Consider the following 21354-nt stretch of genomic DNA (forward strand, 5'->3'; position numbering starts at 1 on the left):
GGCCGGCGGCCGCACTTCCGAGTGGCCCTAGGGGCTAGAGCATCCCGCGATATGTAGGGTGTCACTCGCCGCAGGCAGTGCACCATGGACTATCGAAGCGGCACAAAGCTGGCGGGCGTTGCTGCGCTCCGAACGGAACGCCGCCCCACTCGCCCTACTGCTCCCAGGGCCTGCCGCGGGTCTTGGCGCTCAGGCGCAGTTTCTGCTGCAAGGCGGCCTTGGCCAGCATATGGGCGCTGACCGGCGCGGTGATAAACAGAAACAGGCTGATCAGCAACTCGTGCAGGCTGATGCCAGCGCCACGGCTGCCGAAGTAGATCATGGAGGCGATGACCATACAGCCTACGCCCAGGGTGGTCGACTTGGTCGGCCCGTGCAGGCGCATGAAGAAGTCCGGCAGGCGGTACAGGCCAATGGCGCCGACCAGGGCAAACAGGCTGCCAAGCAGCAGAAACAGGGCGACCAACGCTTCGATCCAGCTATGCATGACAACTCCTCACTCGATGATGTCACCGCGCAGCAGGTATTTAGCCACCGCCACCGTGCCGATAAAACCCATCACGGCGATCAGCAGCGCCGCTTCGAAATACAGATCCGAGCCCAGCCAGATACCAAACAGCACCAGCAAGGCGATGGCGTTGATGTACAGGGTGTCCAGAGCCAGGATCCGGTCCGGCATATCGGGTCCCTTGATCAGGCGCGCCAGGGTCAGTATCAGGGCTAGGCCCATGATCGCCAGGCACAGCGGAATCACGTAGGCGAGCATGCAAATACCTCCAGCAGCGGAGCTTCGTAGCGGCGCTTGATCTGCTCGACCAGAACGGCCTCGTCGTCCACATCCAGACCATGCACCAACAGGACTTTGCGGTCGTCGCTCAAGTCGGCGGATACCGTCCCTGGGGTCAGGGAAATGATGCTGGCGAGCATGGTCAGAGCCAGTTCGTCCTCCAGCAGCATGGGGATCTCGACAAAGGCCGGACGCAACCGGGAACTGGGGCCAAGAATCAGCTTGGCCACCTGCAGGTTGGCGATGACGATGTCACCCAGTACCTGCAGGAAGAAAAAGCACAGCTTCAGCGGTTTGCGAATGCGTGGCGGGTTGATCCAGAACACCTGGGTCACCAGCGGAATCAGCCAACCGAGCAGTGCGCCAAGCAACCAGTGGCCCACGCTCATGTCATTGGCCAGCAGCAGCCAGACCAGCAGCAAGCTCAGGCTCAGCAGCGGATGGGGCAGCCAGCGACGGGCTTTCATGATGCACCTCCCGACAGGACCATCTGACGATACAACTGCAGGTCCAGCAACTGGTTGGCCGTGGCGTCGACATAGGCCAGCAGAGGCGCGGCCAGACCGACCAGCAGCGGACTGAGCAGCAGCAGCCCGATGCAGGCCAGCAAACGCCCGGTGTCCAGTTCGGCGCTGTCCAACTGGCTCTGACCGACCCGCCAGAACAAGGTGCTGCCGGCGCGACTGAGTGCGACCAAGGTGGCCAGGCCGCCGACCAGCACCACCGGCCAGAGGAACAGTGCCTGCAGGCCCGGCTCGACCGCCCGCAGCAACAGCAGCTTGCCGATGAACCCGGACAGCGGCGGCAGGCCGGCCACACTGATCGCTCCGACGAAGAATAGGGTCCCAGCAGGTGCGGGTTTTGCAATTCCGCCCCCTGGATCAGCTGGGTGGTTTTTACCCCACGCTGGCGTGCGATCAGGTCGGCCAGGAGGAACAGGCCACCGGCAATCCAGGTGCTGTGCAGCAGGTAGAACAAGGCAGCAGCCAGGGCTTGTGGCGTGCCCAGGGAAATCCCCGCCAGCACGGTACCGACCGAGACCACCACCAGGTAGGCGAGCAAACCATGCAGGCTGCTCGCCGCCAGCGCGCCGATGACGCCCAGGCCGATGGTCAGCAGGGATAACGGCCAGAGCCATTCCTGGGCCATGTTGGCCAGCATGCCGGCATCGTCGCCGAAGATCAGCGTGTACACGCGCAGGATCGAATACAGGCCGACCTTGGTCATGATCGCGAACAGTGCCGCCACCGGCGCCGTGGCCGAGGCATATGCCCTGGGCAGCCAGAAATACAGCGGCAGGAACGCCGCCTTCAAGCCGAACACCAGCAGCAGCAGCATGCCGGCGGCCCCCAGCAGTGGCGCCTGATCGGCATTGGCGGCGGCGACCCGCACGGCCATGTCGGCCATGTTCAGGGTGCCGGTGAGGCCATAGAGCACACCGACCGCCAGCAGGAACAAGGCCGAACCGACCAGATTGAGGATCACGTAATGCAAACCGGCACGCACCCGATCCGGGCCACCGCCATGCAGCAACAGCGAATAGGAGGCAATCAGCAGGATCTCGAAGAACACGAACAGGTTGAACAGGTCGCCAGTCAGAAAGGCGCCGTTGATGCCCATCAACTGGAACTGGAACAGCGCATGAAAATTGCGCCCGCGCTCGTCATCGCCGCGTGTCGCATAGAGCAGGGCGAAAAAGGCCAGCACCGCGGTGGCCACCAGCAGCAGCGCACTCAGCCGATCGAGCAGCAGGATGATGCCGAACGGCGCTTGCCAATTGCCCAGGGCATAGACCTGCAGCACGTCCTGGTCGGCCTGCCACATCAGCCAGAAGCTCAGCGGCACCAGCACGGCGGCGGAGGTCAACGACAGGGTGCGTTTGACCGGCATGCTCAACCGAGCACCGAACAGCAGCAGGCAGCCGATGAACATCGGCAGCAACACCGGCAGGATCAACCCGTGATTCATCGGCTGGACTCCCGGCCATCGACATGGTCGGTTTTCATTTCGCCGACGCTGCGCAGCGCCAGCACCACCACGAAGGCGGTCATGGCAAAGCCAATCACGATGGCGGTCAGCACCAGTGCCTGCGGCAGCGGATCGGCATACTCGGCGTTAGCGCCGATCACGGTGGTCACCCCGGTCTGCAGTCGGCCCATGGCGAACAGAAACAGGTTGACCGCGTAGGAGATCAGCGTCAGGCCCATCACCACGGGGAAGGTGCGCGCCCGCAGCAGCAGGTAAACACCGCTGGCGGTGAGGATGCCGAGGGCTCCGGCAAACAAAGCTTCCATCTCAAAGTACCTCTTGTCCGGCCTTTTCCTGGGTCAGCTTGCCCAGGTTGGCGAGAATCAGCAGGGTCGCACCGACTACGGTCAGGTACACACCCAGGTCAAACAGCATGGCACTGGCCAGTTCGATCTCGCCGATCAGCGGGATCTCGAAATGACCGAATGCCGAAGTCAGGAACGGTCGGTCGAATAGCCAACTGCCGAGCCCGGTCAACCCGGCGATCAGCACCCCGGCCCCGGCCATGCGGTGATAGTTGAGCGGCAGCCGCGACTGGGTCCACTGCACGCCGCTGGCGACGTATTGCAGGATCAGCGCCACGGCGGTGATCAGACCGGCGATGAAACCGCCGCCCGGCAGATTGTGCCCGCGCAGGAAGATGAACACCGAAATCAACAGGGCCATCGGCAACAACACCCGCGACAGAGTGACCAGGATCAACGGATGCCGATCACGCGCCCAACTGCGGCCATGCGCATCGGCGCGCGGCTGGAACAGGCGCAGGCCATCGAGCATGGCGTAGATGCCGACGCCGGCAATCGCCAGCACGCTGATTTCACCCAGGGTATCGAAGCCGCGGAAGTCCACCAGGATCACGTTGACCACGTTGCTGCCACCGCCGCCGGACAGGCTGTGCTCCAGGAAGAAACTGGAAATGCTGTCATAGGGCCGGGTCAGTACGGCAAACACCAGGATCGCGACCATCAGCCCGAAGCCCACCGCCAGGATGAAATCGCGCAGACCACGGATGCTGCTCGACTCGCTGCGCGTCTGCGCCGGCAGGAAGAACAACGCCAGCATCAGCAGGACGATAGTCACCACCTCCACCGAGAGCTGGGTCAGGGCCAGATCCGGTGCCGAGTAGCGGGCAAAGGCCAGCGCCACCATCAGGCCGACCACACTGAGCATCAGCAGTGACACCAGGCGTTGCCGATGAAACACCACCGTTGTCAGCGCGGCCAGGGCCAGGATGGCCAAACCCAATGCGGTGATGCCATCGATCGGGGTCATTGCCAGCGGGCCGGTAACTTGCGGCAAGGAGCTGAGCGCGAAGGTCACCACCAGCAACGCGCCGCCCAGCAGCAACCCCAGGTAATGCTGCAACGAACCGTTTTCCAGGCGTTTAGTGATCGCCACGCAAACCCGCACCAGCAGCAGCATGCCCTGCTCGAACAGCAAGCGGGCATCCATGCTCGGCAAGCCGGAATACCAGCGGAACAACGGTTGGCGACATAAATACACGAGAATCCCGCCAAACAGGGCGATAAAGCTCATCAGCAACGGCAGGTTGAAGCCATGCCAGATCGCCAGGCTGTATTCGGGCAGGTTCCCGCCCAGGGTCGACGACGCTGCCGCCGCGAGCAGCGGCGCGACCGTGTAAGCCGGCACTATGCCAACCAGCAGACAGAGGAATACCAGGACTTCCACCGGCAGCTTCATATAGCGCGGCGGTTCATGAGGGGGGTACTTCGGCAGATTGATCGGTTCGCCGTTGAAGAACACGTCATGGATAAAGCGCAGCGAATAGGCCACCGAGAATACCCCGGCCAGGGTCGCCGTCGCCGGAATCACCCAGTTGAAGCTACCGAGCAGGTGCTGGTTGAGGGTCTCGCTGAAGAACATCTCCTTGCTCAGGAAGCCGTTGAGCAAGGGCACCCCGGCCATCGCCGAGGCCGCGACCATCGCCAACATGGCGGTATGCGGCATGTATTTCCACATGCCGTTGATTCGGCGCATATCGCGGCTGCCAGTCTCATGGTCGATGATGCCCGCGGCCATGAATAGCGAAGCCTTGAAGGTCGCGTGGTTGATGATATGGAACACCGCGGCCACCGTCGCCAAGCGGGTATCCAGACCAAACAGCAGGGTAATCAGGCCCAGGTGGCTGATGGTCGAATAGGCCAGCAGACCCTTGAGATCGTGTTGAAACAGAGCCATGCAGGCGCCGACTAACAAAGTCACCAGGCCGGTGATGCTGACCAGGTAGAACCACCACTCGGTGCCGGCCAACGCCGGGTACAGCCGCGCCAGCAAAAACACCCCAGCCTTGACCATGGTCGCCGAGTGTAGATAGGCCGAAACCGGCGTCGGCGCGGCCATCGCATGAGGCAACCAGAAGTGGAAGGGAAACTGCGCCGACTTGGTGAACACCCCGAGCAGCACCAGCACCAGGGCCAAGGGGTACAGCGCATGGGCACGAATCGCATAACCGGCGGCGAGCACCTGCGACAGCTCGAAGCTACCGGCGATATGACCGATCAGTAAAATCCCCGCGAGCAGGGCCAGGCCGCCACCACCGGTAATCGCCAGAGCCATGCGCGCACCAGTGCGAGCATCCGAACGGCCACTCCAGAAGCCGATCAAGAGGAACGACGAGAGACTGGTCAGCTCCCAGAACATCAGCATCAGCAGCAGGTTTTCCGACAGCACCACACCGAGCATCGAGCCCATGAACAGCAGCAGGAAAGCGTAGAAACGCCCCATCGGCTCCTGCTTCTCCAGGTAGTACCGGGCGTAGAGGATCACCAGCAGACCGATGCCGAGAATCAGCAGGGCGAACAGAAAGCCCAGGCCATCCAGACGCAGGCTCAGGTTCAGCCCCAGCGACGGCAACCAGCTCAGTTTGACCCTGATCAACTCACCGGCAAATACCGACGATTGTTGCGACAGCAGCAGGATCAAGGCCGCCAGTGGCGCCAGCCCCGCCGCCACCGAGCAGGCCGAACGCCCCAACCGATCAGCCAACAGTGGCAGGATCATCCCCAAAAATGGCAAGGCGACAATTAGCGCAAGCGCCATACACAAAACCCCTTTTTTGCCTGCCCGCCAGCCAGATCGTGGCCGACGGCTAGCGTCCAAACTGCTACGCCAGCCCCATGACATGGATTCACCGTCATGGGGCTGGCGTGCTTTGTTGTATTGGCAGGTCTACGCCTGCTGCATGACCTGCAAAGGCCAGGGCCCCGGCCCTCATTTGCTGCAACTGGCGCTCGCCAACTCTGATCAGAGCCAGCTAAGCCTTTGTCGGCACAGGATTATTTCCCGATTATCCATATCTATCGATGCGACGTCATGAATATAAGTATTACTAAATCGCAACCTGAGCGATTGCCTGACTCTAGCGGGCGCCAGGCGGCCGGGTAGACATCATTGAATTACACACACGAAAAAGCCGGATCAGCTGACGCTGACCCGGCTTGAACACGGGTTACAGGGCGACGCGACTGGTGCCGTTGACGGTCATGATCCGTACACGCTGGCCAACCCGGAAGACCTGATTCTCTTCGACGGCCTGCACATAGGCACGCATGGTGCCGTCGTCTTCACGCACGGTGATTTCCACGCCCTGGGTGCGAGTGAAGCCCTCTTCGGTGGCAGCACCGAGCAAACCACCGGCCACCGCACCGATCACCGCCGCGACGGCACTGCCGCGACCGCCACCGACACCACTACCCGCCACGCCGCCCACCACCGCACCAGCACCGGCACCGATCGGCGTCTTGGTGCCTTCGATTTTCACCGGCCGCAGCGATTCGATAGTTCCCATGCGCACGGTTTGCACCGCGCGGGCTTCATCGCGCGAATAGCTGTCACCCGTGAGGCTGGACGCACAACCACCCAGGATCAGAGCCAATGCCGTAAAAACTGTAACCAACGCGACTGGCTTACGCATGAGAACCACCTCCGTTTTCAATATATAGCTCATTAAACCGGCAAAGCAGGCACCTGTCATCCTGACCATGGAAAAACCCGCCGCGACAACCTGTCCGCTTCAGTCAGTTTAGGCTATCGGCTAGGCTTCGCCGTAGGAGGAAGCATCCATGGATTATTTCATCATCGTCAGCCTGACCTGCGCCGGACTCTATTTCCACTGGTGGCTGTTCGTGCGCATCAAGCGCTGGGCCGACCGCGACCTGGCCCTATCGATGGCCGGCAAGGACGCAGCGAAGAAGAACTATATGCTCCAGCGCCTGGCCGAAGCCCAGACAGATAAGGTCAAACGTCGTGCACTGCACGCCTGGCTGGAACGTGCCGCCGCCGATTACCGCGCGCCCTGAGGGGTAGAGACAAACCAAAACCATGCGGCGAGGGTTTCTTCACCCGCGCAGAAACAGTGAGGCGCCCGCAGGCGCCCCGTATGCAACAGATCACATCCACCCCTGCGATCAGGGTGCCAGCCGCTCGCGCGTCCAGACATCGTTGTGCAAGCGGTAATCGAGACGATCATGCAGACGACTGCTACGGCCCTGCCAGAACTCGACTCGCTCGGCCAGCAGGCGGTAACCGCCCCAGTGTGGCGGGCAGTGTGGCGCCTGACCGAGAAAGCGTTCCTCGACTTGCGCCAGCAGACTTTCCAGTTCAGCGCGATCCTTGATCAACTGACTCTGCGGTGAAGCCCAAGCGCCCAGGCGACTGCCCAGCGGACGCACCTGGAAATAAGCATCAGACTCGGCCGGGGTGACGCGCTCGACCCGACCTTCGATGCGAACCTGACGCTCCAGGCTCGGCCAGAAGAAAGTCATGGCTGCATACGGCCGGGCAGCCAATTGCTCGCCCTTGGCACTGTCGTAGTTGCTGAAAAAGGTGAAGCCGCGCTCGTCCAGGCCTTTGAGCAGCAGCACCCGACAATGCGGACGGCCCTCGGCATCGACAGTGGCCAGAGTCATGGTATTGGGCTCAACCGGCGGTTGCTCGGTTTTCAGCGCATCGGCAAACCATTGTGTGAACAAGCCGAATGGCTCGGAAGGCGCTTGCGCCTCGCTCAAGCCATCACGGGTGTAGTCGCGGCGCATATCGGCCAGGGTCTGGGTCATGACGAAGCCCTCGAAAACGGAGGCTGCCTAGCTTACCCGGACACACCTGACTTGGCTTGATCTGGGGCAAGTCTCTACTTCTTGGCGGCAAGCGAATCGGCACTGTCTTGCTGCTTGCCTCTGACTGCGACCAACTCGGGCACAGCAGCTGGAACCGGCTGGCTGTATTTGGCAACCAGCGCCTGCATGGTGTCCTTCGAGGTCAGCAGAATTTCCACCCGCCGATTCAGCGCACGACCCTCGACGCTGTCATTGGCCGCTCGCGGCATGTCCGAGCCCATACCTTTGACCATCAGGCGATTCTGCTTCAACCCGCTCAAGCGGAAGATTGCGGTAAAGGCCCGCGCTCGCTCGTGGCTGAGCTCACGGTTGGCCGCGGCGGCGCCAGAGGTGTCGGCATGGCCGAGCACGAACACGGCAACGCTCTGGTCTTTTTCCAGCAACTTGGCCACCCGGCTGATCGGCCCAAGGGTCACCGGCAGCAGCATAAAGGGGCGGTCCGGATTGAACGTTCCCTGCACCGGGGCCGTCACCACCAGCAGGTTCTCACGCCGCTCCAGCTCGAAGTGGCTGTCCTTGATCGCCTCACGCACGCGCGGTTCGTAATCGTCCAGCCAGGCCTGGGTGACTTTCGGGTCGGGCATGGCGGCCGCCACTGATTGCTTGCTCTTTTCAGAGCCAGCGCAACCGGCAAGGAGCAGACACAGGGCGAAGGCGAGAGATTTGTTGGCGCGCATCGGTTATCCACATACAAAATAGTCTAAAGAAACCGGCGACGGGCCGGCATGAGCACTTGAAACAACCACACTGTGCCCGGAGTTTAGCCGAGCCTTCTATAAACAATCTGCCAAAACACGCGCAAGTTTCTGCGCACGAGGGTCCATCAAGACGAACGGTCCCAGATTGTTGACCACGAAACCAAACGCCACATCGCGCTCCGGATCGGCAAAGCCGCTGGAACCACCCGCTCCCGGATGACCGAAAGCACGCGCACCCATGCCATAGGTGGCGTTGGCCACCCCGGGCTGATCAAGCATGCAGCCCAAACCGAAGCGCGTACGGGTCAACAGGGTCTTGTCTTCGCCGATACCATGCTCTCGGGTCAACTCATCGAGCAGCTCGCTTTCCAGCAAGCGCCCATCGAGCAAACCGCTGTAAAAACCGGCCAGACTGCGCGCATTACCGTGACCATTGGCCGCCGGTTGCTGCATTTGACGCCACTGCGGCTTATTAGTGCTGGTCATGATCGACGGCGGATTAGTGAACGCTCGCGTACTCATGGCCGTCGAGTCGCTCATCATGACCTTGAGCAGGCGCTGGGCAGCGTCATCACCCATGCTGCCCTTGCCGCGCGAGATATGCGCCACGCGGTCGAATTCTTCATCGGCCAGGCCGACATGAAAGTCCAGGCCCAGCGGTTTGGCGGTGCGCGCGACTATCGACTCACCCGGGCCGCGGCCTTCGATGCGCCGCAATAGCTCGCCAACCAGCCAGCCATAGGTGATGGGCGCATAACCATGCCCCTCGCCAAGTGGCCACCAGGGCTCTTCGGCCGCCAGGGCGCTGGTCATCGTCTGCCAGTCATACAAGGCTTCGGCCGGCAGCATCTGGCGCAGCGCCGGCAACCCGGCCTGATGGCAGAGTAAATGACGCAGGGTGATCCTGGCTTTGCCAGCGGCGGCGAACTCTGGCCAGTAACGGGCCACGGGCGCGTCCAGCTCGAGTTTGCCCTCGCCGACCAGCTGCAAGGCGGTCACGGCGGTAAAGGTCTTGGTGCAGGAAAACAGGTTGAGAATGGTGTCGCTGTGCCAGGCCTGCTGACCGTCCTTATCGGCCACTCCGGCCCAGATATCCAGCACCGTCTCGCCGGCGACCTGCACGCAGAGCGCGCCACCACGCTCCTGGGGATCGTCGAACAGGGCGGCGAAGGTGTCCTTGACCGCCTCGAACTTGAGGTCGAAATAGCCCTGAATCTGCACAAACGGCTCCTTGAACTGGGGAATGGATGATCAGCCACGCATTGTTCCAGCCCAGCTTGCGCTTGGGAACCCGCGCAGCCGGCTAACTGATCTCCCGCCGAAAAGGCGGCAAGGCATTGAGAATCGCCTTGCCATAACGCTGGGTCACCACTCGCCGGTCGAGCAAGGTGATGGTGCCGCGGTCTGCTTCGGTACGCAGCAAGCGCCCACAGGCCTGGACCAGGCGCAGCGAGGCGTCGGGTACGGCGATTTCCATGAAGGGGTTGCCGCCGCGCGCCTCGATCCACTCGGCCAGCGCCGCCTCCACCGGGTCATCCGGCACCGCGAAGGGGATTTTGGCGATCACCACATGCTCGCAGTAGGCGCCGGGCAGGTCGACGCCTTCGGCGAAACTGGCCAGGCCGAACAACACGCTGTCTTCGCCGCTGTCGACCCGCGCCTTGTGCTTGTTGAGGGTTTCCTGCTTGGACAGGTTGCCCTGGATAAATACCCGCTTGCGCCAATCGCGCTCCAGCCCCTCGAACACGTCCTGCATCTGTTTGCGCGAGGAGAACAGCACCAGGGTGCCGCGCGAGCCCTCCACCAATGCCGGAAGGTCGCGAATGATCGCCGCCGTGTGCGCCACCGCATCACGCGGATCGGCATGCAGATTCGGCACCCGCAAGACGCCGGCATCGGCATGATGGAAGGGGCTCGGCACCACGGAGGTCACCGCCACCTTGGGCAGGCCGGCACGCATCCGATAGCGATCGAAGGTACCCAGCGCGGTCAGGGTTGCCGAAGTCACCAGGGCGCCATAGGCCACGTTCCACAGGTTGCGCCGCAAGGTCTCGGCGGCCAGGATCGGGCTGGCGTTGACCTCGATGTCGAACAGCGCACCGCTGTCGGCCAGGGTCAGCCAACGCGCCATCGGCGGGCTGTCTTCGGGGTCTTCGGCGGTGAAGGCCAGCCACAGTTCCCAGCTACCATGGGCACGCGCCAGCAGGCTGCCGAACAGCGGGTACCACTCCTCGGCCTGGTGACTGGCGATGCCGATGGTGGCCTCGCCATCCATGGCTTCCTTGAGCTTCTCGGTCACCCCGGTGAACAATTCGGACAGCTTGGAAAAGCCCTTCTTCAACTCCGTGCCCAGCTCACGCAGGTGCTCCGGCACCTGGCCGCCAACGAAACGATGGCGCGGTCGTTCACGGCCTTGCATGTCTTCGCCGGGCTTGAATTCGGCCACCTGCTCACAGGCGCTGAACATGAACTGCTGCTGGGTCTTGATCTCCCGCGCCAGCTCCGGGACCTGCTCGATCAAGCGCCCCAGATCTCCCGGCAACGGGTGCTGGGCCAGCAGCTTGCTGAGGTTCTTCGCGGTCTGCTCCAGCCAGTCGGCGGTTGAGCGCAAGCGGGTGAAATGGGCGAAGTGACCGATGGCCTTGTCCGGCAGATGGTGTCCCTCGTCGAACACATAGAGGGTTTCCCGCGGATCGGGCAGCACCGCGCCGCCGCCCAGCGCCAGGTCGGCGAGCACCATGTCATGGTTGGTGACGATCACATCGACCTTGCTCATACCCTCGCGCGCCTTGTAGAAGGCGCACTGCTGGAAGTTCGGGCAATGCCGGCTGGTGCACTGGCTGTGATCGGTGGTCAGTTGCGACCAGCGCGTATCCTCCAGTTCCTCGGGCCAGTTGTCGCGATCGCCGTCCCATTTGTTGCCGGCGAGCTTTTCCATCATGAGCACGAACAGTTTCTGGCTCTGCTCGTCGACGTCGATCCGGAAGCCCTCTTCCTCGAACAACTGGGCAGTGGCGGTTTGCGCATGGCCCTCCTGCAACAGCATGTCGAGTTTGGACAGGCACAGGTAGCGACCACGGCCCTTGGCCAGGGCGAAGCTGAAGCTCAGACCGCTGTTGCGCATCAGGTCGGGCAGATCCTTGTGGACGATCTGCTCCTGCAGGGCCACGGTCGCGGTGGCGATTACCAGACGCTTGCCGGCGGCCTTGGCCACGGGAATCGCCGCCAGGCAGTAGGCCACCGTCTTGCCGGTGCCAGTACCGGCCTCGACCGCCACCACGGCCGGTTCACCCTCACGCCGACCTTCCCCATCGACCTTGATCGCCCCCAACACCTTGGCGATGTCGGCGATCATCAGCCGTTGGCCATAGCGAGGTTTGAGCGACTTGGCTTCGAGAAAACGCGTGTAGGCGCCCTGGATCTGGGACTTGAGTTCGGTACTGAGCATGGGATATGGACGGGGTCTTGGCGCAAAAAGGCTGGATAAATTTTCAGTGTCTGACATCGGCCGCTATCATAGCGCGCTAATCGATAATGCGCAGAACCCGGACTGGAGTTTTACATGACACCTTACGCTGTGACCTACGCCCTGCATCTGCTCGCCGCACTCGTTTGGGTCGGTGGTATGTTTTTCGCCTGGATGATCCTGCGCCCCGCCGCGGTCAGCGCACTCGAGGCGCCGGCTCGCTTGAAACTGTGGCTCGAGGTATTTCAGCGCTTCTTCTACTGGGTCTGGGCGGCCGTGATAGTGCTGCCGATTACCGGCATGGGCATGCTTCATCTGCGCTTTTCCGGTTTCGAGGCCGCGCCGCGCTACGTGCACATCATGATCGGCCTGTATATCGCCATGCTCGCGCTGTTTCTCCGCGTGCAGGCCCTGCAACTGCCCGAACTGCGTCGCGCAGTGGCCGCCGAAGACTGGCCGAGCGGCGGTGCCGTGCTCGGGCGCATTCGCCGCTTGGTGGGGATCAACCTGATTCTGGGCCTGGCACTGATCAGCATCGCGGCCACCCGCCCAGGCTTTTGAGGACGAGCCAGGAGCGCATGGCGCTCCTGGCCTTGGAGCCGCAGAGTTAAAAGCGCACTACATCCAGACTGCCGGCCGTCCCCGCAACGCCCGATTGGCCGCTCTGACCGGAGCGCCCATCACCGGCATGCGCCGTGCTGTACAGCCAGCAGCCCTTGCTCGCGCCACCGACCCCAGCGTTCCCGCCATTGCCGGCTGCGCCACCAGCGCCGCCATCGAGGAGTACCTGCAGCCGCTGCAGGGGAAAATCCAGCGGCACTTCCAGGCGCACCTGGGCACCCCGGGCGCCGACCTGGCCATCGCCACCGTTCAACCCGTCATGACCGCGACTGGCCTGACCCCAGGTACAGCCACCCGGTTTGCCATCCGCACCATCCAGGCCGGAGTAACCTGGTGCGCCCATGCCACCTCGAGCATCGACCAAGAGGGCCTCGGTCACCACGCTCACCAGGCGAAGGCTCAGCGTACGGCCCGGCAATGCCGGTTGCAGGAACGAACCCGGGGCACCACGCACGCTGATCTGCGCGCCGGCAGCGACCTCACCGCGCTCCACATCCAGACGAAATGCCTGCTCGCCAGGTGCAATGGCAATCCGCGCGTCACGCCCCAGGCGCAGTTCCGCGACATACATGTCAGTCAGCCCGGACGGAATCAGCAAGGTGCCATGATCGGCGATGTGCAAGCGCTCCACCCGCAACACGCTGGTTGTCGCCGGCAAGCGCAGCAAGGTATGCGGCTGCACATCGATCAGGCTCTGCGCCAATGCCAGCGGGCTACAGAGTGCGGCCAGCAGCAACAGGCTACGCATGTTCGACCTCCAACTGCGCCAGCTCCGCGCTCACCAGTTGCGCCGGTGCCGATGACAACCCCTGCAAGTGAAAAATGCCAAACAGTAAAATCTGTACGCGTTCGAGCCCCAGCCGAGTACGCCCGCTCACGCGCTCATTGAATAGCCACAACTCCAGCCCATGGATCAGCACAAGCACAGCACCCGCCAGATTCAGCAGCAGTGCGAAAGGTTGCGCGAACGGATCGATCAGATTGGCCAAGACCACGCCCCAAAATATCGCGGTCAGCACTTTCCCCAGCCCCAACAAGATTTTCATGTCCGCCCCTGGCAGTATTTTTTGGTCCGCCGCACCTTAACTGCTTTGCGCCGGGCTAGCAAAAACTGCCGAGGCCTGCCGCCGCGCCAGATACATGGCCGGTCAAAGACCGGCCCGCATCAGGCAACGTCGGCTACGGCCGCACTTCGACCGCGGCCTCGACCCTTCGGTTGATAGCGCGTCCAGACTCGGTGTTGTTGTCGGCAACCGGCCGTGATTCGCCATAACCTACCGCCGAGACCCGCCCGATTCCGATGCCATGTTGCTCGACCAATACATCACGCACGGCATTGGCACGCCGCTCGGACAGCCCCTGGTTATAAGCATCGGAGCCAACGGCATCGGTGTGTCCCTCGACAGTCGTGGTGGTCTGCGGATACTGCCTCATCAAGTCAGCGAGACTTTTGATATCGACGTAACTGCCTTCCTTGACGTCCGACTTGTCGAAATCGAACTTGACGTCCAGCTCGACGCGAACCGGCATTGCAGGTTCATCAGGTTCAATCACTTGCGCGGGACTCGCGTACTCTGGGAGTGGGCAGCCATTGTGGCGCACCTGAGTATTGGCCGGTGTATCGGGACAACGGTCGCGACGATCAAATACACCGTCACCGTCTTGGTCACCGTCCTGGGCATAGCAAATAATGCTGCCTATGACCGCACCGGCCACGGCACCACCTGCTGCCCAAGCCGAACTTTCGATTGCGCCCAGGCCACCACCGGCCAGACCACCAATCGCACTGCACAAGGGCCAGTTCCCCTGGTTAAGCGCCGCGTCTCCCGTACTGGAAGTCGTGACACAACCAGAAAGAACACTACTGGCCAAGAGAAGGGGAAAAGCAACTCTGAAGAGTCTGGTTCTCATGGCGGATCTCCTGTGTCACCGGCGCACTGCCGGTAACACAGGAGTTAAGTCGCCCCCTCGGGATAGTACAAGCGCGCCCCCGTGAGGGCGCATGATCAAAGTAGTTAAGGCCGCGCCTCGACTTCAGCCTCGACTCGACGGTTGATCGCGCGCCCGGCATCGGTTGCGTTGTCGGCAACTGGTCGAGTTTCGCCATAACCTACTGCGTTGACACGACTACCTCCCACACCATACTGGTTGACCAACACATCGCGAACGGCGTTGGCGCGACGCTCGGATAGCCCCTGGTTGTAAGTGTCGGTACCGATGGAGTCGGTATGCCCTTCAACCACGGTGGTGGTTTGTGGGTATTGCGCCATGAAGTCTGCAAGGTTTTTGATGTCGGCAAAGCTGCCGTCCTTCACTTGAGCCTTGTCGAAATCGAACTTCACATCCAGCTCGACACGAACAGCTTCCGCGACCGGTTCAGGCATGACAGGCTCCTCGACCATCACCTCCTCGACCATCACCATTTCTTGCGCTCCGGCGCCATGCACCCAGCAATAGGCTGCCGCCATGCCGGCACCGACCAACGCGCCACCACCCGCCCAGGTAGAGCTCTCAATAGCGCCCAGTGCCGCGCCACCCACGCCACCGACTGCCGCACACATCGGCCAATCGGTTTTCTGCAAGCCGGCGCAGCCCGTCAAGAAGCTGGTCGCCAGAATCAGGGGTACAGCGTTCCTTACGATGCTCATATGCATATCTCCAGTGGGAATCGGACCTAAACCGATACTTATGGAGTAAAGACCTCCGTTTTAGAATCCGCCAGAGTTGATTTACTTACCCGGTAAGAATGATGGCGCTAGGCCTACACGCAACCACACGTTAGTCTTTTCAGAACCGATTGAGGATTATCGATGACTGAGCGCATTTCTTCCCGCACGCCACAACAAGCGCTGGCTGCTCTACTAGAACGTTACTCCCCCAGTCGCCTGCTTTTGATAGGCGCCAGCGAACTGCCAGCGCTGGCCGCTTTTCAGGCCGCGCATGCCGATTGCCAGGTCGCACACGCCGCCGCAGGTGCCCTGCCGGCCGAACTGGCCGCACAACGGTTCGACCTGGCACTGGTCGTCGACTGCCTCGAACACCTGCCCAAACGCACAGGGCTGGAGCTGCTCGGCGGCATCCGCAATCTGAATGCCAGCCGCCTGGCGGTGCTGGTCGACCTGCAGGCCTGCGCCTGGCAGGACACCGACTTCTTTGCCCTGGCCCTGCAGTCCAGCGAGCGCTTTCAGCGGGGTGAACAGACCCTGAGCCTGTTCACCTACGACCTGCTTGACTACAAACAGGTACCCGACTGGCTGAATGCCAAGTTCTGGGCCAACCCGGAAAACTTTGGCAAATACTGGTGGTAAGTCACATGACGACAGTCAATGCCGAGACCCTGCCAAGCTGCCCGTGCGGCAGTGGCGACTCACTGAGCGAGTGCTGCGGCCGCTACCATGCCGGGCTGCCGGCGCCGAGCGCCGAAGTGCTCATGCGTTCACGCTACAGCGCCTATGTCCTGGGACTGGTCGATTACCTGCTGGCGACCACCCTGGCGGCACAACAGCCGGGCCTGGATCGCGCCGCCATCAGCGCCTGGAGCCTGCAAAGCACCTGGCTTGGCCTCGACGTCGAAACCACTGAAGTCCTGGGCGGCCAGCCGGAACATGCATTCGTGACCTTTACCGCGCGCTGGCACGATAGCGGCGGCGAACATGCCCACCGCGAACGCTCAGCCTTCGTCCAGCACAAGGGCCATTGGTACTTTATCGATCCTACGGTGGCGCTACAGGCTGGGCGCAATGACCCCTGCCCTTGCGGCAGTGGACAGAAATTCAAGAAATGCTGCGCGGGCTTTGTCTGAAACAAAACGCATCAGACCGATCCGTGCAGGCCATAACACAATCCAGTTGCGTTAATTGACCAGCTCCCTCGTTTGCTGCACACCAGGTGCTCGGCGCGTCGCGCGGGGAACCCGGGGAAAATGCGGCAGTGGCGCGGCAGACTGCAGCCCCCGTATTTCATCCATGCGACCCCAAAGCCCGCACTCGATTTTAGTCAACGGCCCTGCGCGCTTGCCAGGTGCGGCGACAAGGCCGGGAGCTAACCCGACCTCGACCTATTCCTGTAATTTCAGATGGGATACGTCCGGCGGTGGCGCGGCAGGTGCGGCCTTTATCTCACCCATGTCGCTGCCGGCAGGCGCCAGACTGAATTGCGCCAGATCGAGAGGCGGTGCTTGCGCCGCAGGCTTGTCATCCTGCAAGTCCTCACCGAGCGGGGCGATTTCAAAATCCGGCGCATCGACCTCGGAGAACGCCGCCATATATTCATCCCGCGGCAGTACTTTCAGCCGTTTGCCAGCCGGCGCCTGCGGGATTGTAGCCGGCACAGCTTCGGGCGCTGCAACGGCAGGCGGCGGCGCCAGTTCGATTTCCTCGATCTCCTCCGCCATGTCCTTAACTTCGACCAGAGCACCGGCGCGCAGCAGGCTGCTGCGATATTTTTCCGCGCCAGCCGCATCCAGATTGTTCTTGATCACAATGCGCCGCCCGGAAAACAGTAAGGCAATACGCTGAGCATCGGCCTGGAACAACTTGGCCAGATTGGCTTTCACCGACTCCAACTGCGCCCCCGCCACTAGCTGGCCGGCAAAGGCGATCTCATAACGAACCATGGTCACACTCCTGTCTTCATCGGCGCCCAGTATGGCGCAGGTTTTTTTACCCTCACAACACGTTGCAGCCAAGCACCTGCTTGTTACACTGACGCGTCCTTTGGAGTATGAAATGTTTTCCCAGGCGCTAACTATAAGAATTCTCAGCCTATTAATGTTTTTCGGCCTGTTTTCCAGCATCGGCGGATGTTCCACCTGGACGAGCGGAGGGTTCAAGGATCCGGATGTCCGCTTGCTCAAAGTCGAAGTAATCCGGGCCAAGTTGTTGGAGCAGCAGTTCGTCCTGCGATTTCGCATCGACAACCCCAACAGCATGAGCCTGCCGGTACGCGGCCTGGATTACCGGGTGCACCTCAACGAGGTGGAGCTGGCAGAAGGCGAAACCAATACTTGGTTCACGGTTCCGGCCTATGGCCATCATGTGTTCGATGTACCGGTGCGCACCAACCTCTGGCGGCACCTACGACAAATCGTCAAATTGCTTGAACAACCTGAAGAGCCGATCCGCTATCGACTCGAAGGTCAGGTAAAAACTGGTTTGTTGTTCGGGCGCAGCGTGCACATGTCGCGGAATGGCGAGATAATCCCCGGCGATTTCATTCCTGAGTAAGTGCACATGAACCAACAAGCCCACGTACACGGTCCCGACTGCAACCACGCCGAGCCCGATCATCAGCATGATCATGACCACGGTCACGTGCATGGCCCAGACTGCAACCATGCTCACCAGGAGCCGGTGCGCAACACCCTGAAAGATGTCGGTCGCAACGACCCCTGCCCATGCGGTAGCCAGAAGAAATTCAAGAAATGTCACGGCGCCTGATGTGCCCATGAGCACCTTGAATCTGCTGCTTCTGCTGGCCGGCGCCCTGCTGGTGACGGCCCTTGCGCTGTATGCCTTGCTGCTGTGGCGCCGAGTCTGGGCGCAACGCCGCAACTTGGCGCAGGTAGAACGCCAGCGCCGTGGACGTCTGGCTGGCGACTTGCTGATGCTCGCCAGCAGCCTGCTCGATGGCCAACTGCCGTTGATCGAAGGCGCTATTCGCATCAAGGTGCTGCTGGACAACTACGACACTGCGCTGAGCCAAGACCCCCACTGCCAGGTGTTTCACCTGCTGTTCGCAGCCACCGCCCAGGTGCCGACCCATGCAAACTGGAAGGCCCTGGAGCCGAGCGAGCGACGCCAGCACGAAAAACGCTTCAATGAACTGGAGCTGCAGCACAAGGCGGCCACTCGCACAGCCGCACGCTGGCTGCTCGACGAAGGCCTGAAGCAACCCGGCAACTGACCCTCGCCGGCTTTCAGGGTTTGGCCGGCACTATCATCCACCGAACTTTCCAGTCCTGCGTTCTGCAAGGAGCTCGCCGCATGCTATCGCGCGCATTCCGTCCCCTGGCCCACCTGGGTCTCGCCGCCACCCTGACTACCGGCCTGGCGTTAAGCGGCTGCCAGTCATTTCTCGACAACCGTTACCGCGATAGCCTGCACCCGGACCAGGGCAGCGTGCGCATTCAGGGCCTGGCACAAACCGTTGTGGTTCGACGCAATGCCCTGGGCATGCCGCTGATCGAAACCAATACCTTCCACGACGCGCTGTTCGCCTTGGGCTATGTGCATGCCAGCGACCGCCTCAGCCAGATGATCGGCATGCGCCTGTTGGCCGAAGGCCGATTGGCGGAAATGGCGGGCCCCGGCGTCCTGGAAATCGACCGTCTGATGCGCGCGGTCAACCTGAAAAAAAGTGCCGCCGTGCTCTATGACAACGCCTCGCCTCGCCTGAAGAAGTTCTTCGAGGTGTACGCCCGCGGCGTCAATGCCTACCTGTTCCGCTATCGCGACAAGCTGCCGATGGACCTGGCCCAATCCGGCTATCGGCCGCCCTACTGGAAAGCCGAAGATTCAGTGCTGGTGTTCTGCCTGCTGAACTTCGGCCTGGCGGTCAACCTGCAGGAAGAAATCGCCACCCTGGTGCTGGCGCAGAAAGTCGGCAGCGAACCCCTCGCCTGGCTGCTGCCCACCTACCCGGACGAACCGCTACCGTTCGATGAGGCCGAAAAGCTCAAGGGCCTGACCCTGAGCGGACAAATTCCCGGTTTGGCCGCCGTCAACAATGCGGCCAGCCAACTCGCCAGCACCCACATGCTTGGCGTCGCCGCGTCCAATAACTGGGCCATCGCCCCGCAGAACAGCCGCAGCGGCAAGAGCCTGCTGGCCAACGACACCCACCTGCCACTGTCGATGCCATCGGCCTGGAATTTCGTCCAGATCCGCTCGCCGAAATTCCAGGCTGCCGGCGTCTCGATTGCCGGCGTGCCCGCCATCGTCGCCGGCTTCAACGGCAAGCTCGGCTGGGGCATGACCATGGTCATGGGCGACAATCAGGACCTGTTCCTGGAGAAAATCCAACGCCAAGGCAACCGCCTCTATTATCAGGCCGACGGCAAGTGGCTACCCGCCCGGGAGCGCCAGGAAACCTTCTTCATCAAGGGCCAGCGACCGATCCGCGAAACCATCTTCGAGACCCGTCACGGCCCGCTGCTCAACTCGGTACTGGGCGAACGCAAACACCCTTTGCAGCCGCTGCATCTGAGCAGCGGTTACGGCCTGGCCCTGCAAACCACCCAATTCGAGGCGGACCAGAGCCTCGATGCGCTGTTCGATCTGTCCCGCGCGCAGTCGGTGGAGCAAGCCTTCGAGGCCACCCGCGACGTGCGGGCCATGCCATTGAATATCGTCTTCGCCGACGCCCAGCACATCGGCTGGCAGGTCACCGGGCGCTTCCCCAATCGCCGCGAAGGCCTTGGTCTGATGCCCTCACCTGGCTGGGATAGCCGCTACGACTGGGATGGCTTCGCCGACCCGATGCTGCATCCCTACGACCAGGACCCGCAGCAAGGCTGGTTGGGTACCGCCAACAATCGCACCGTGCCGCGCGGTTATGGCATGCAATTGTCCAACTCCTGGTTCTACCCGGATCGCTACGAGCGCCTCGCACAACTGGCTGGCAGCGGCAAGCACGACACGCGCAGCATGATTGCCATGCAGTACGACCAGACCACGCCCTTCGTCAGCAAGCTGCAAAGCATGTTCGAAGCACCCGGCATGGCCGAGCCGCTGCAAAAAGCCATCAATGCCCTGCCAGCGCAGGAGCGCGCAAAAGCGCGCGAAGCCTACAGCCGACTGATGGCGTTCGACGGCAAACTCAGTGCAAGTTCGGGGGATGCCGCACTCTATGGCGCCTTCCTGCACGAAAGTGCGCGGCAGATCTTTCTCGATGAACTGGGCCCCGATACCAGTCCGGCCTGGCTGGCCCTAGTGGAAACCGCCAATCAATCCTATTCGGCCCAGGCCGACCACCTGCTTGGCCGCGACGACAGTCCATTCTGGAACGATATCGGCAGCACCCAGCAAGAAGACAAGCCGGCCATTCTCGCCCGCAGCCTGGCCGCCGCCGTGAGCTTCGCCGAAGCCAAGCTCGGCACTGAACGCAGTGCCTGGCAATGGGGCAAGCTGCACAGCTACAGCTGGACCAGCGAAACCAGCAAACTGGCGCCCTACATGAGCACCAGCCAGCACGCCGCAATCAACGCACTGAAGGGCTATCTCGACCGCGGCCCCTACCCGGCCGGCGGCGACCACAGCACCCTCAATGTCTCGGCCTACAGCTGGGGGCAGGACTTCGACACCTGGCTGATTCCAGCCATGCGCATCGTCGTCGACTTCGGCCGCGAAGAGCCGCTGATCGGCCTGAACAGCTCCGGCCAATCCGGCAACCCGGCGAGTGAGCATTACGCCGACGGTATTGAGGCTTGGCGCAAGGGCCAGTACATGAGCTTCCCGTTTCAGCCGCAAAACCTCGAGAAGGTCTATGGCACTAAACGACTGATCCTGACCCCCGGAAAATAATTACCGTTCGTCGGCGATTGCTGAACCAACCTGACAGGCCCCGCTCTGAGTTAACGGACTTACTCCATAGATCATCATTTTAGGGCGCCTTTGGGCG

At 62.0% G+C, this 21354-nt stretch carries 21 protein-coding genes and 3 pseudogenes; 8 read left to right on the top strand and 16 right to left on the bottom strand.

Going from position 1 to position 21354, the window contains the following annotated elements:
* Positions 1 to 154 precede the first annotated feature (154 nt).
* The 7 genes and pseudogenes from B2D37_RS10935 to B2D37_RS10965 form a co-directional block, all read right to left on the bottom strand.
* Positions 155 to 487: a Na+/H+ antiporter subunit G gene (locus B2D37_RS10935; RefSeq protein WP_079202708.1), complete on the bottom strand. Its 333-nt coding sequence runs from the start codon at positions 485 to 487 to the stop codon at positions 155 to 157.
* Positions 488 to 496: 9 nt separating this feature from the next.
* Complete coding sequence (locus B2D37_RS10940; protein WP_079202709.1) at positions 497 to 766, bottom strand: K+/H+ antiporter subunit F; 270 nt, start codon at positions 764 to 766, stop codon at positions 497 to 499.
* Entirely contained in the window at positions 751 to 1254 is a 504-nt protein-coding gene (locus B2D37_RS10945) for a Na+/H+ antiporter subunit E (RefSeq protein WP_079202710.1), read from the bottom strand. The genes B2D37_RS10940 and B2D37_RS10945 overlap by 16 nt, the downstream gene beginning before the upstream one ends.
* Positions 1251 to 2755 (bottom strand): annotated as a pseudogene (locus B2D37_RS10950) (monovalent cation/H+ antiporter subunit D). The gene B2D37_RS10945 and the pseudogene B2D37_RS10950 overlap by 4 nt, the downstream one beginning before the upstream one ends.
* A complete protein-coding gene (locus B2D37_RS10955; RefSeq protein WP_079202711.1) occupies positions 2752 to 3081 on the bottom strand; it encodes a Na+/H+ antiporter subunit C in 330 nt (109 codons plus the stop codon). Before B2D37_RS10955 ends, B2D37_RS10950 begins: the two are co-directional and overlap by 4 nt.
* Before the next feature lies 1 nt (position 3082).
* Complete coding sequence (locus B2D37_RS10960) at positions 3083 to 5875, bottom strand: monovalent cation/H+ antiporter subunit A (protein ID WP_079202712.1); 2793 nt, start codon at positions 5873 to 5875, stop codon at positions 3083 to 3085.
* A 409-nt stretch (positions 5876 to 6284) separates the two neighbouring features.
* The gene (locus tag B2D37_RS10965; protein ID WP_079202713.1) at positions 6285 to 6749 is read right to left on the bottom strand and encodes a glycine zipper 2TM domain-containing protein; all 465 of its coding nucleotides are present in this window, start codon (positions 6747 to 6749) and stop codon (positions 6285 to 6287) included.
* Between the two features lie 148 nt (positions 6750 to 6897).
* Between B2D37_RS10965 and B2D37_RS10970 the strand changes: the two genes are divergently transcribed.
* On the top strand, positions 6898 to 7134 hold the full coding sequence (locus B2D37_RS10970; RefSeq protein WP_079202714.1) for a hypothetical protein: 237 nt from the start codon (positions 6898 to 6900) through the stop codon (positions 7132 to 7134).
* Between the two features lie 108 nt (positions 7135 to 7242).
* Here the strand turns inward: B2D37_RS10970 and pdxH are convergent, their stop codons facing one another.
* The 4 genes and pseudogenes from pdxH to dinG form a co-directional block, all read right to left on the bottom strand.
* Positions 7243 to 7890, bottom strand: coding sequence for a pyridoxamine 5'-phosphate oxidase (gene pdxH, locus B2D37_RS10975; RefSeq protein ID WP_079202715.1), 648 nt, complete (start codon positions 7888 to 7890; stop codon positions 7243 to 7245).
* Positions 7891 to 8009: 119 nt separating this feature from the next.
* Positions 8010 to 8627: pseudogene (locus B2D37_RS10980) on the bottom strand (OmpA family protein); the annotation flags it as partial.
* A 96-nt stretch (positions 8628 to 8723) separates the two neighbouring features.
* On the bottom strand, positions 8724 to 9869 hold the full coding sequence (locus B2D37_RS10985) for a serine hydrolase domain-containing protein (protein WP_079202717.1): 1146 nt from the start codon (positions 9867 to 9869) through the stop codon (positions 8724 to 8726).
* Between the two features lie 82 nt (positions 9870 to 9951).
* Positions 9952 to 12096, bottom strand: a complete 2145-nt coding sequence (gene dinG / locus B2D37_RS10990; protein WP_079202718.1) for an ATP-dependent DNA helicase DinG — start codon at positions 12094 to 12096, stop codon at positions 9952 to 9954.
* Between the two features lie 114 nt (positions 12097 to 12210).
* Here dinG and B2D37_RS10995 point away from each other — a divergent pair, with 114 nt between their 5' ends.
* Positions 12211 to 12675 carry a CopD family protein gene (locus B2D37_RS10995; protein ID WP_079202719.1) on the top strand — a complete coding sequence of 155 codons (465 nt, stop codon included), beginning with the start codon at positions 12211 to 12213 and terminating at the stop codon, positions 12673 to 12675.
* Between the two features lie 46 nt (positions 12676 to 12721).
* Here B2D37_RS10995 and B2D37_RS11000 read toward each other — a convergent pair whose 3' ends face one another.
* The 4 genes and pseudogenes from B2D37_RS11000 to B2D37_RS23665 all read right to left on the bottom strand — a co-directional run.
* Positions 12722 to 13483, bottom strand: a complete 762-nt coding sequence (locus tag B2D37_RS11000; RefSeq protein ID WP_079202720.1) for a hypothetical protein — start codon at positions 13481 to 13483, stop codon at positions 12722 to 12724.
* Positions 13476 to 13781, bottom strand: a complete 306-nt coding sequence (locus B2D37_RS11005) for a DUF1145 domain-containing protein (protein WP_079202721.1) — start codon at positions 13779 to 13781, stop codon at positions 13476 to 13478. Before B2D37_RS11005 ends, B2D37_RS11000 begins: the two co-directional genes overlap by 8 nt.
* A gap of 133 nt (positions 13782 to 13914) precedes the next feature.
* Positions 13915 to 14646 carry an OmpA family protein gene (locus B2D37_RS11010; protein WP_177345212.1) on the bottom strand — a complete coding sequence of 244 codons (732 nt, stop codon included), beginning with the start codon at positions 14644 to 14646 and terminating at the stop codon, positions 13915 to 13917.
* A 104-nt stretch (positions 14647 to 14750) separates the two neighbouring features.
* Positions 14751 to 15107: pseudogene (locus B2D37_RS23665) on the bottom strand (OmpA family protein); the annotation flags it as partial.
* Between the two features lie 438 nt (positions 15108 to 15545).
* On the opposite strand from B2D37_RS23665, the gene B2D37_RS11020 reads away from it, so the two are divergent.
* Entirely contained in the window at positions 15546 to 16043 is a 498-nt protein-coding gene (locus tag B2D37_RS11020) for a DUF6231 family protein (RefSeq protein WP_079202723.1), read from the top strand.
* Positions 16044 to 16048: 5 nt separating this feature from the next.
* The gene (locus B2D37_RS11025) at positions 16049 to 16537 is read left to right on the top strand and encodes a YchJ family protein (RefSeq protein ID WP_079202724.1); all 489 of its coding nucleotides are present in this window, start codon (positions 16049 to 16051) and stop codon (positions 16535 to 16537) included.
* A gap of 255 nt (positions 16538 to 16792) precedes the next feature.
* Here B2D37_RS11025 and B2D37_RS11030 read toward each other — a convergent pair whose 3' ends face one another.
* Complete coding sequence (locus B2D37_RS11030) at positions 16793 to 17350, bottom strand: hypothetical protein (protein WP_079202725.1); 558 nt, start codon at positions 17348 to 17350, stop codon at positions 16793 to 16795.
* A gap of 112 nt (positions 17351 to 17462) precedes the next feature.
* Between B2D37_RS11030 and B2D37_RS11035 the strand changes: the two genes are divergently transcribed.
* From B2D37_RS11035 to B2D37_RS11050, 4 genes are all read left to right on the top strand, one after another.
* On the top strand, positions 17463 to 17960 hold the full coding sequence (locus B2D37_RS11035) for an LEA type 2 family protein (protein WP_079202726.1): 498 nt from the start codon (positions 17463 to 17465) through the stop codon (positions 17958 to 17960).
* 6 nt (positions 17961 to 17966) lie between these two features.
* The gene (locus B2D37_RS11040; RefSeq protein ID WP_079202727.1) at positions 17967 to 18173 is read left to right on the top strand and encodes an SEC-C metal-binding domain-containing protein; all 207 of its coding nucleotides are present in this window, start codon (positions 17967 to 17969) and stop codon (positions 18171 to 18173) included.
* 7 nt (positions 18174 to 18180) lie between these two features.
* Positions 18181 to 18639, top strand: a complete 459-nt coding sequence (locus B2D37_RS11045; RefSeq protein ID WP_079202728.1) for a DUF2489 domain-containing protein — start codon at positions 18181 to 18183, stop codon at positions 18637 to 18639.
* Between the two features lie 80 nt (positions 18640 to 18719).
* On the top strand, positions 18720 to 21257 hold the full coding sequence (locus B2D37_RS11050; RefSeq protein WP_079202729.1) for a penicillin acylase family protein: 2538 nt from the start codon (positions 18720 to 18722) through the stop codon (positions 21255 to 21257).
* Positions 21258 to 21354: the final 97 nt, after the last annotated feature.

The organism is Pseudomonas sp. CC6-YY-74 (genome assembly GCF_002025205.1).
In the GTDB taxonomy this organism is placed as follows: domain Bacteria; phylum Pseudomonadota; class Gammaproteobacteria; order Pseudomonadales; family Pseudomonadaceae; genus Aquipseudomonas; species Aquipseudomonas paeninsulae.

Coding starts and splice junctions, on each gene's coding strand:
- B2D37_RS10935 (WP_079202708.1), bottom strand. CDS start 487: ATGCATAGCTGGATCGAAGCGTTGGTCGCCCTGTTTCTGCTGCTTGGC.
- B2D37_RS11025 (WP_079202724.1), top strand. CDS start 16,049: ATGACGACAGTCAATGCCGAGACCCTGCCAAGCTGCCCGTGCGGCAGT.
- B2D37_RS11000 (WP_079202720.1), bottom strand. CDS start 13,483: ATGCGTAGCCTGTTGCTGCTGGCCGCACTCTGTAGCCCGCTGGCATTG.
- pdxH (WP_079202715.1), bottom strand. CDS start 7,890: ATGACCCAGACCCTGGCCGATATGCGCCGCGACTACACCCGTGATGGC.
- B2D37_RS11020 (WP_079202723.1), top strand. CDS start 15,546: ATGACTGAGCGCATTTCTTCCCGCACGCCACAACAAGCGCTGGCTGCT.
- B2D37_RS10960 (WP_079202712.1), bottom strand. CDS start 5,875: ATGGCGCTTGCGCTAATTGTCGCCTTGCCATTTTTGGGGATGATCCTG.
- B2D37_RS10965 (WP_079202713.1), bottom strand. CDS start 6,749: ATGCGTAAGCCAGTCGCGTTGGTTACAGTTTTTACGGCATTGGCTCTG.
- B2D37_RS11010 (WP_177345212.1), bottom strand. CDS start 14,646: ATGAGAACCAGACTCTTCAGAGTTGCTTTTCCCCTTCTCTTGGCCAGT.
- B2D37_RS11050 (WP_079202729.1), top strand. CDS start 18,720: ATGCTATCGCGCGCATTCCGTCCCCTGGCCCACCTGGGTCTCGCCGCC.
- B2D37_RS10945 (WP_079202710.1), bottom strand. CDS start 1,254: ATGAAAGCCCGTCGCTGGCTGCCCCATCCGCTGCTGAGCCTGAGCTTG.
- B2D37_RS10955 (WP_079202711.1), bottom strand. CDS start 3,081: ATGGAAGCTTTGTTTGCCGGAGCCCTCGGCATCCTCACCGCCAGCGGT.
- B2D37_RS10970 (WP_079202714.1), top strand. CDS start 6,898: ATGGATTATTTCATCATCGTCAGCCTGACCTGCGCCGGACTCTATTTC.
- B2D37_RS11035 (WP_079202726.1), top strand. CDS start 17,463: ATGTTTTCCCAGGCGCTAACTATAAGAATTCTCAGCCTATTAATGTTT.
- B2D37_RS11045 (WP_079202728.1), top strand. CDS start 18,181: ATGAGCACCTTGAATCTGCTGCTTCTGCTGGCCGGCGCCCTGCTGGTG.
- B2D37_RS10995 (WP_079202719.1), top strand. CDS start 12,211: ATGACACCTTACGCTGTGACCTACGCCCTGCATCTGCTCGCCGCACTC.
- dinG (WP_079202718.1), bottom strand. CDS start 12,096: ATGCTCAGTACCGAACTCAAGTCCCAGATCCAGGGCGCCTACACGCGT.
- B2D37_RS11040 (WP_079202727.1), top strand. CDS start 17,967: ATGAACCAACAAGCCCACGTACACGGTCCCGACTGCAACCACGCCGAG.
- B2D37_RS11005 (WP_079202721.1), bottom strand. CDS start 13,781: ATGAAAATCTTGTTGGGGCTGGGGAAAGTGCTGACCGCGATATTTTGG.
- B2D37_RS10940 (WP_079202709.1), bottom strand. CDS start 766: ATGCTCGCCTACGTGATTCCGCTGTGCCTGGCGATCATGGGCCTAGCC.
- B2D37_RS11030 (WP_079202725.1), bottom strand. CDS start 17,350: ATGGTTCGTTATGAGATCGCCTTTGCCGGCCAGCTAGTGGCGGGGGCG.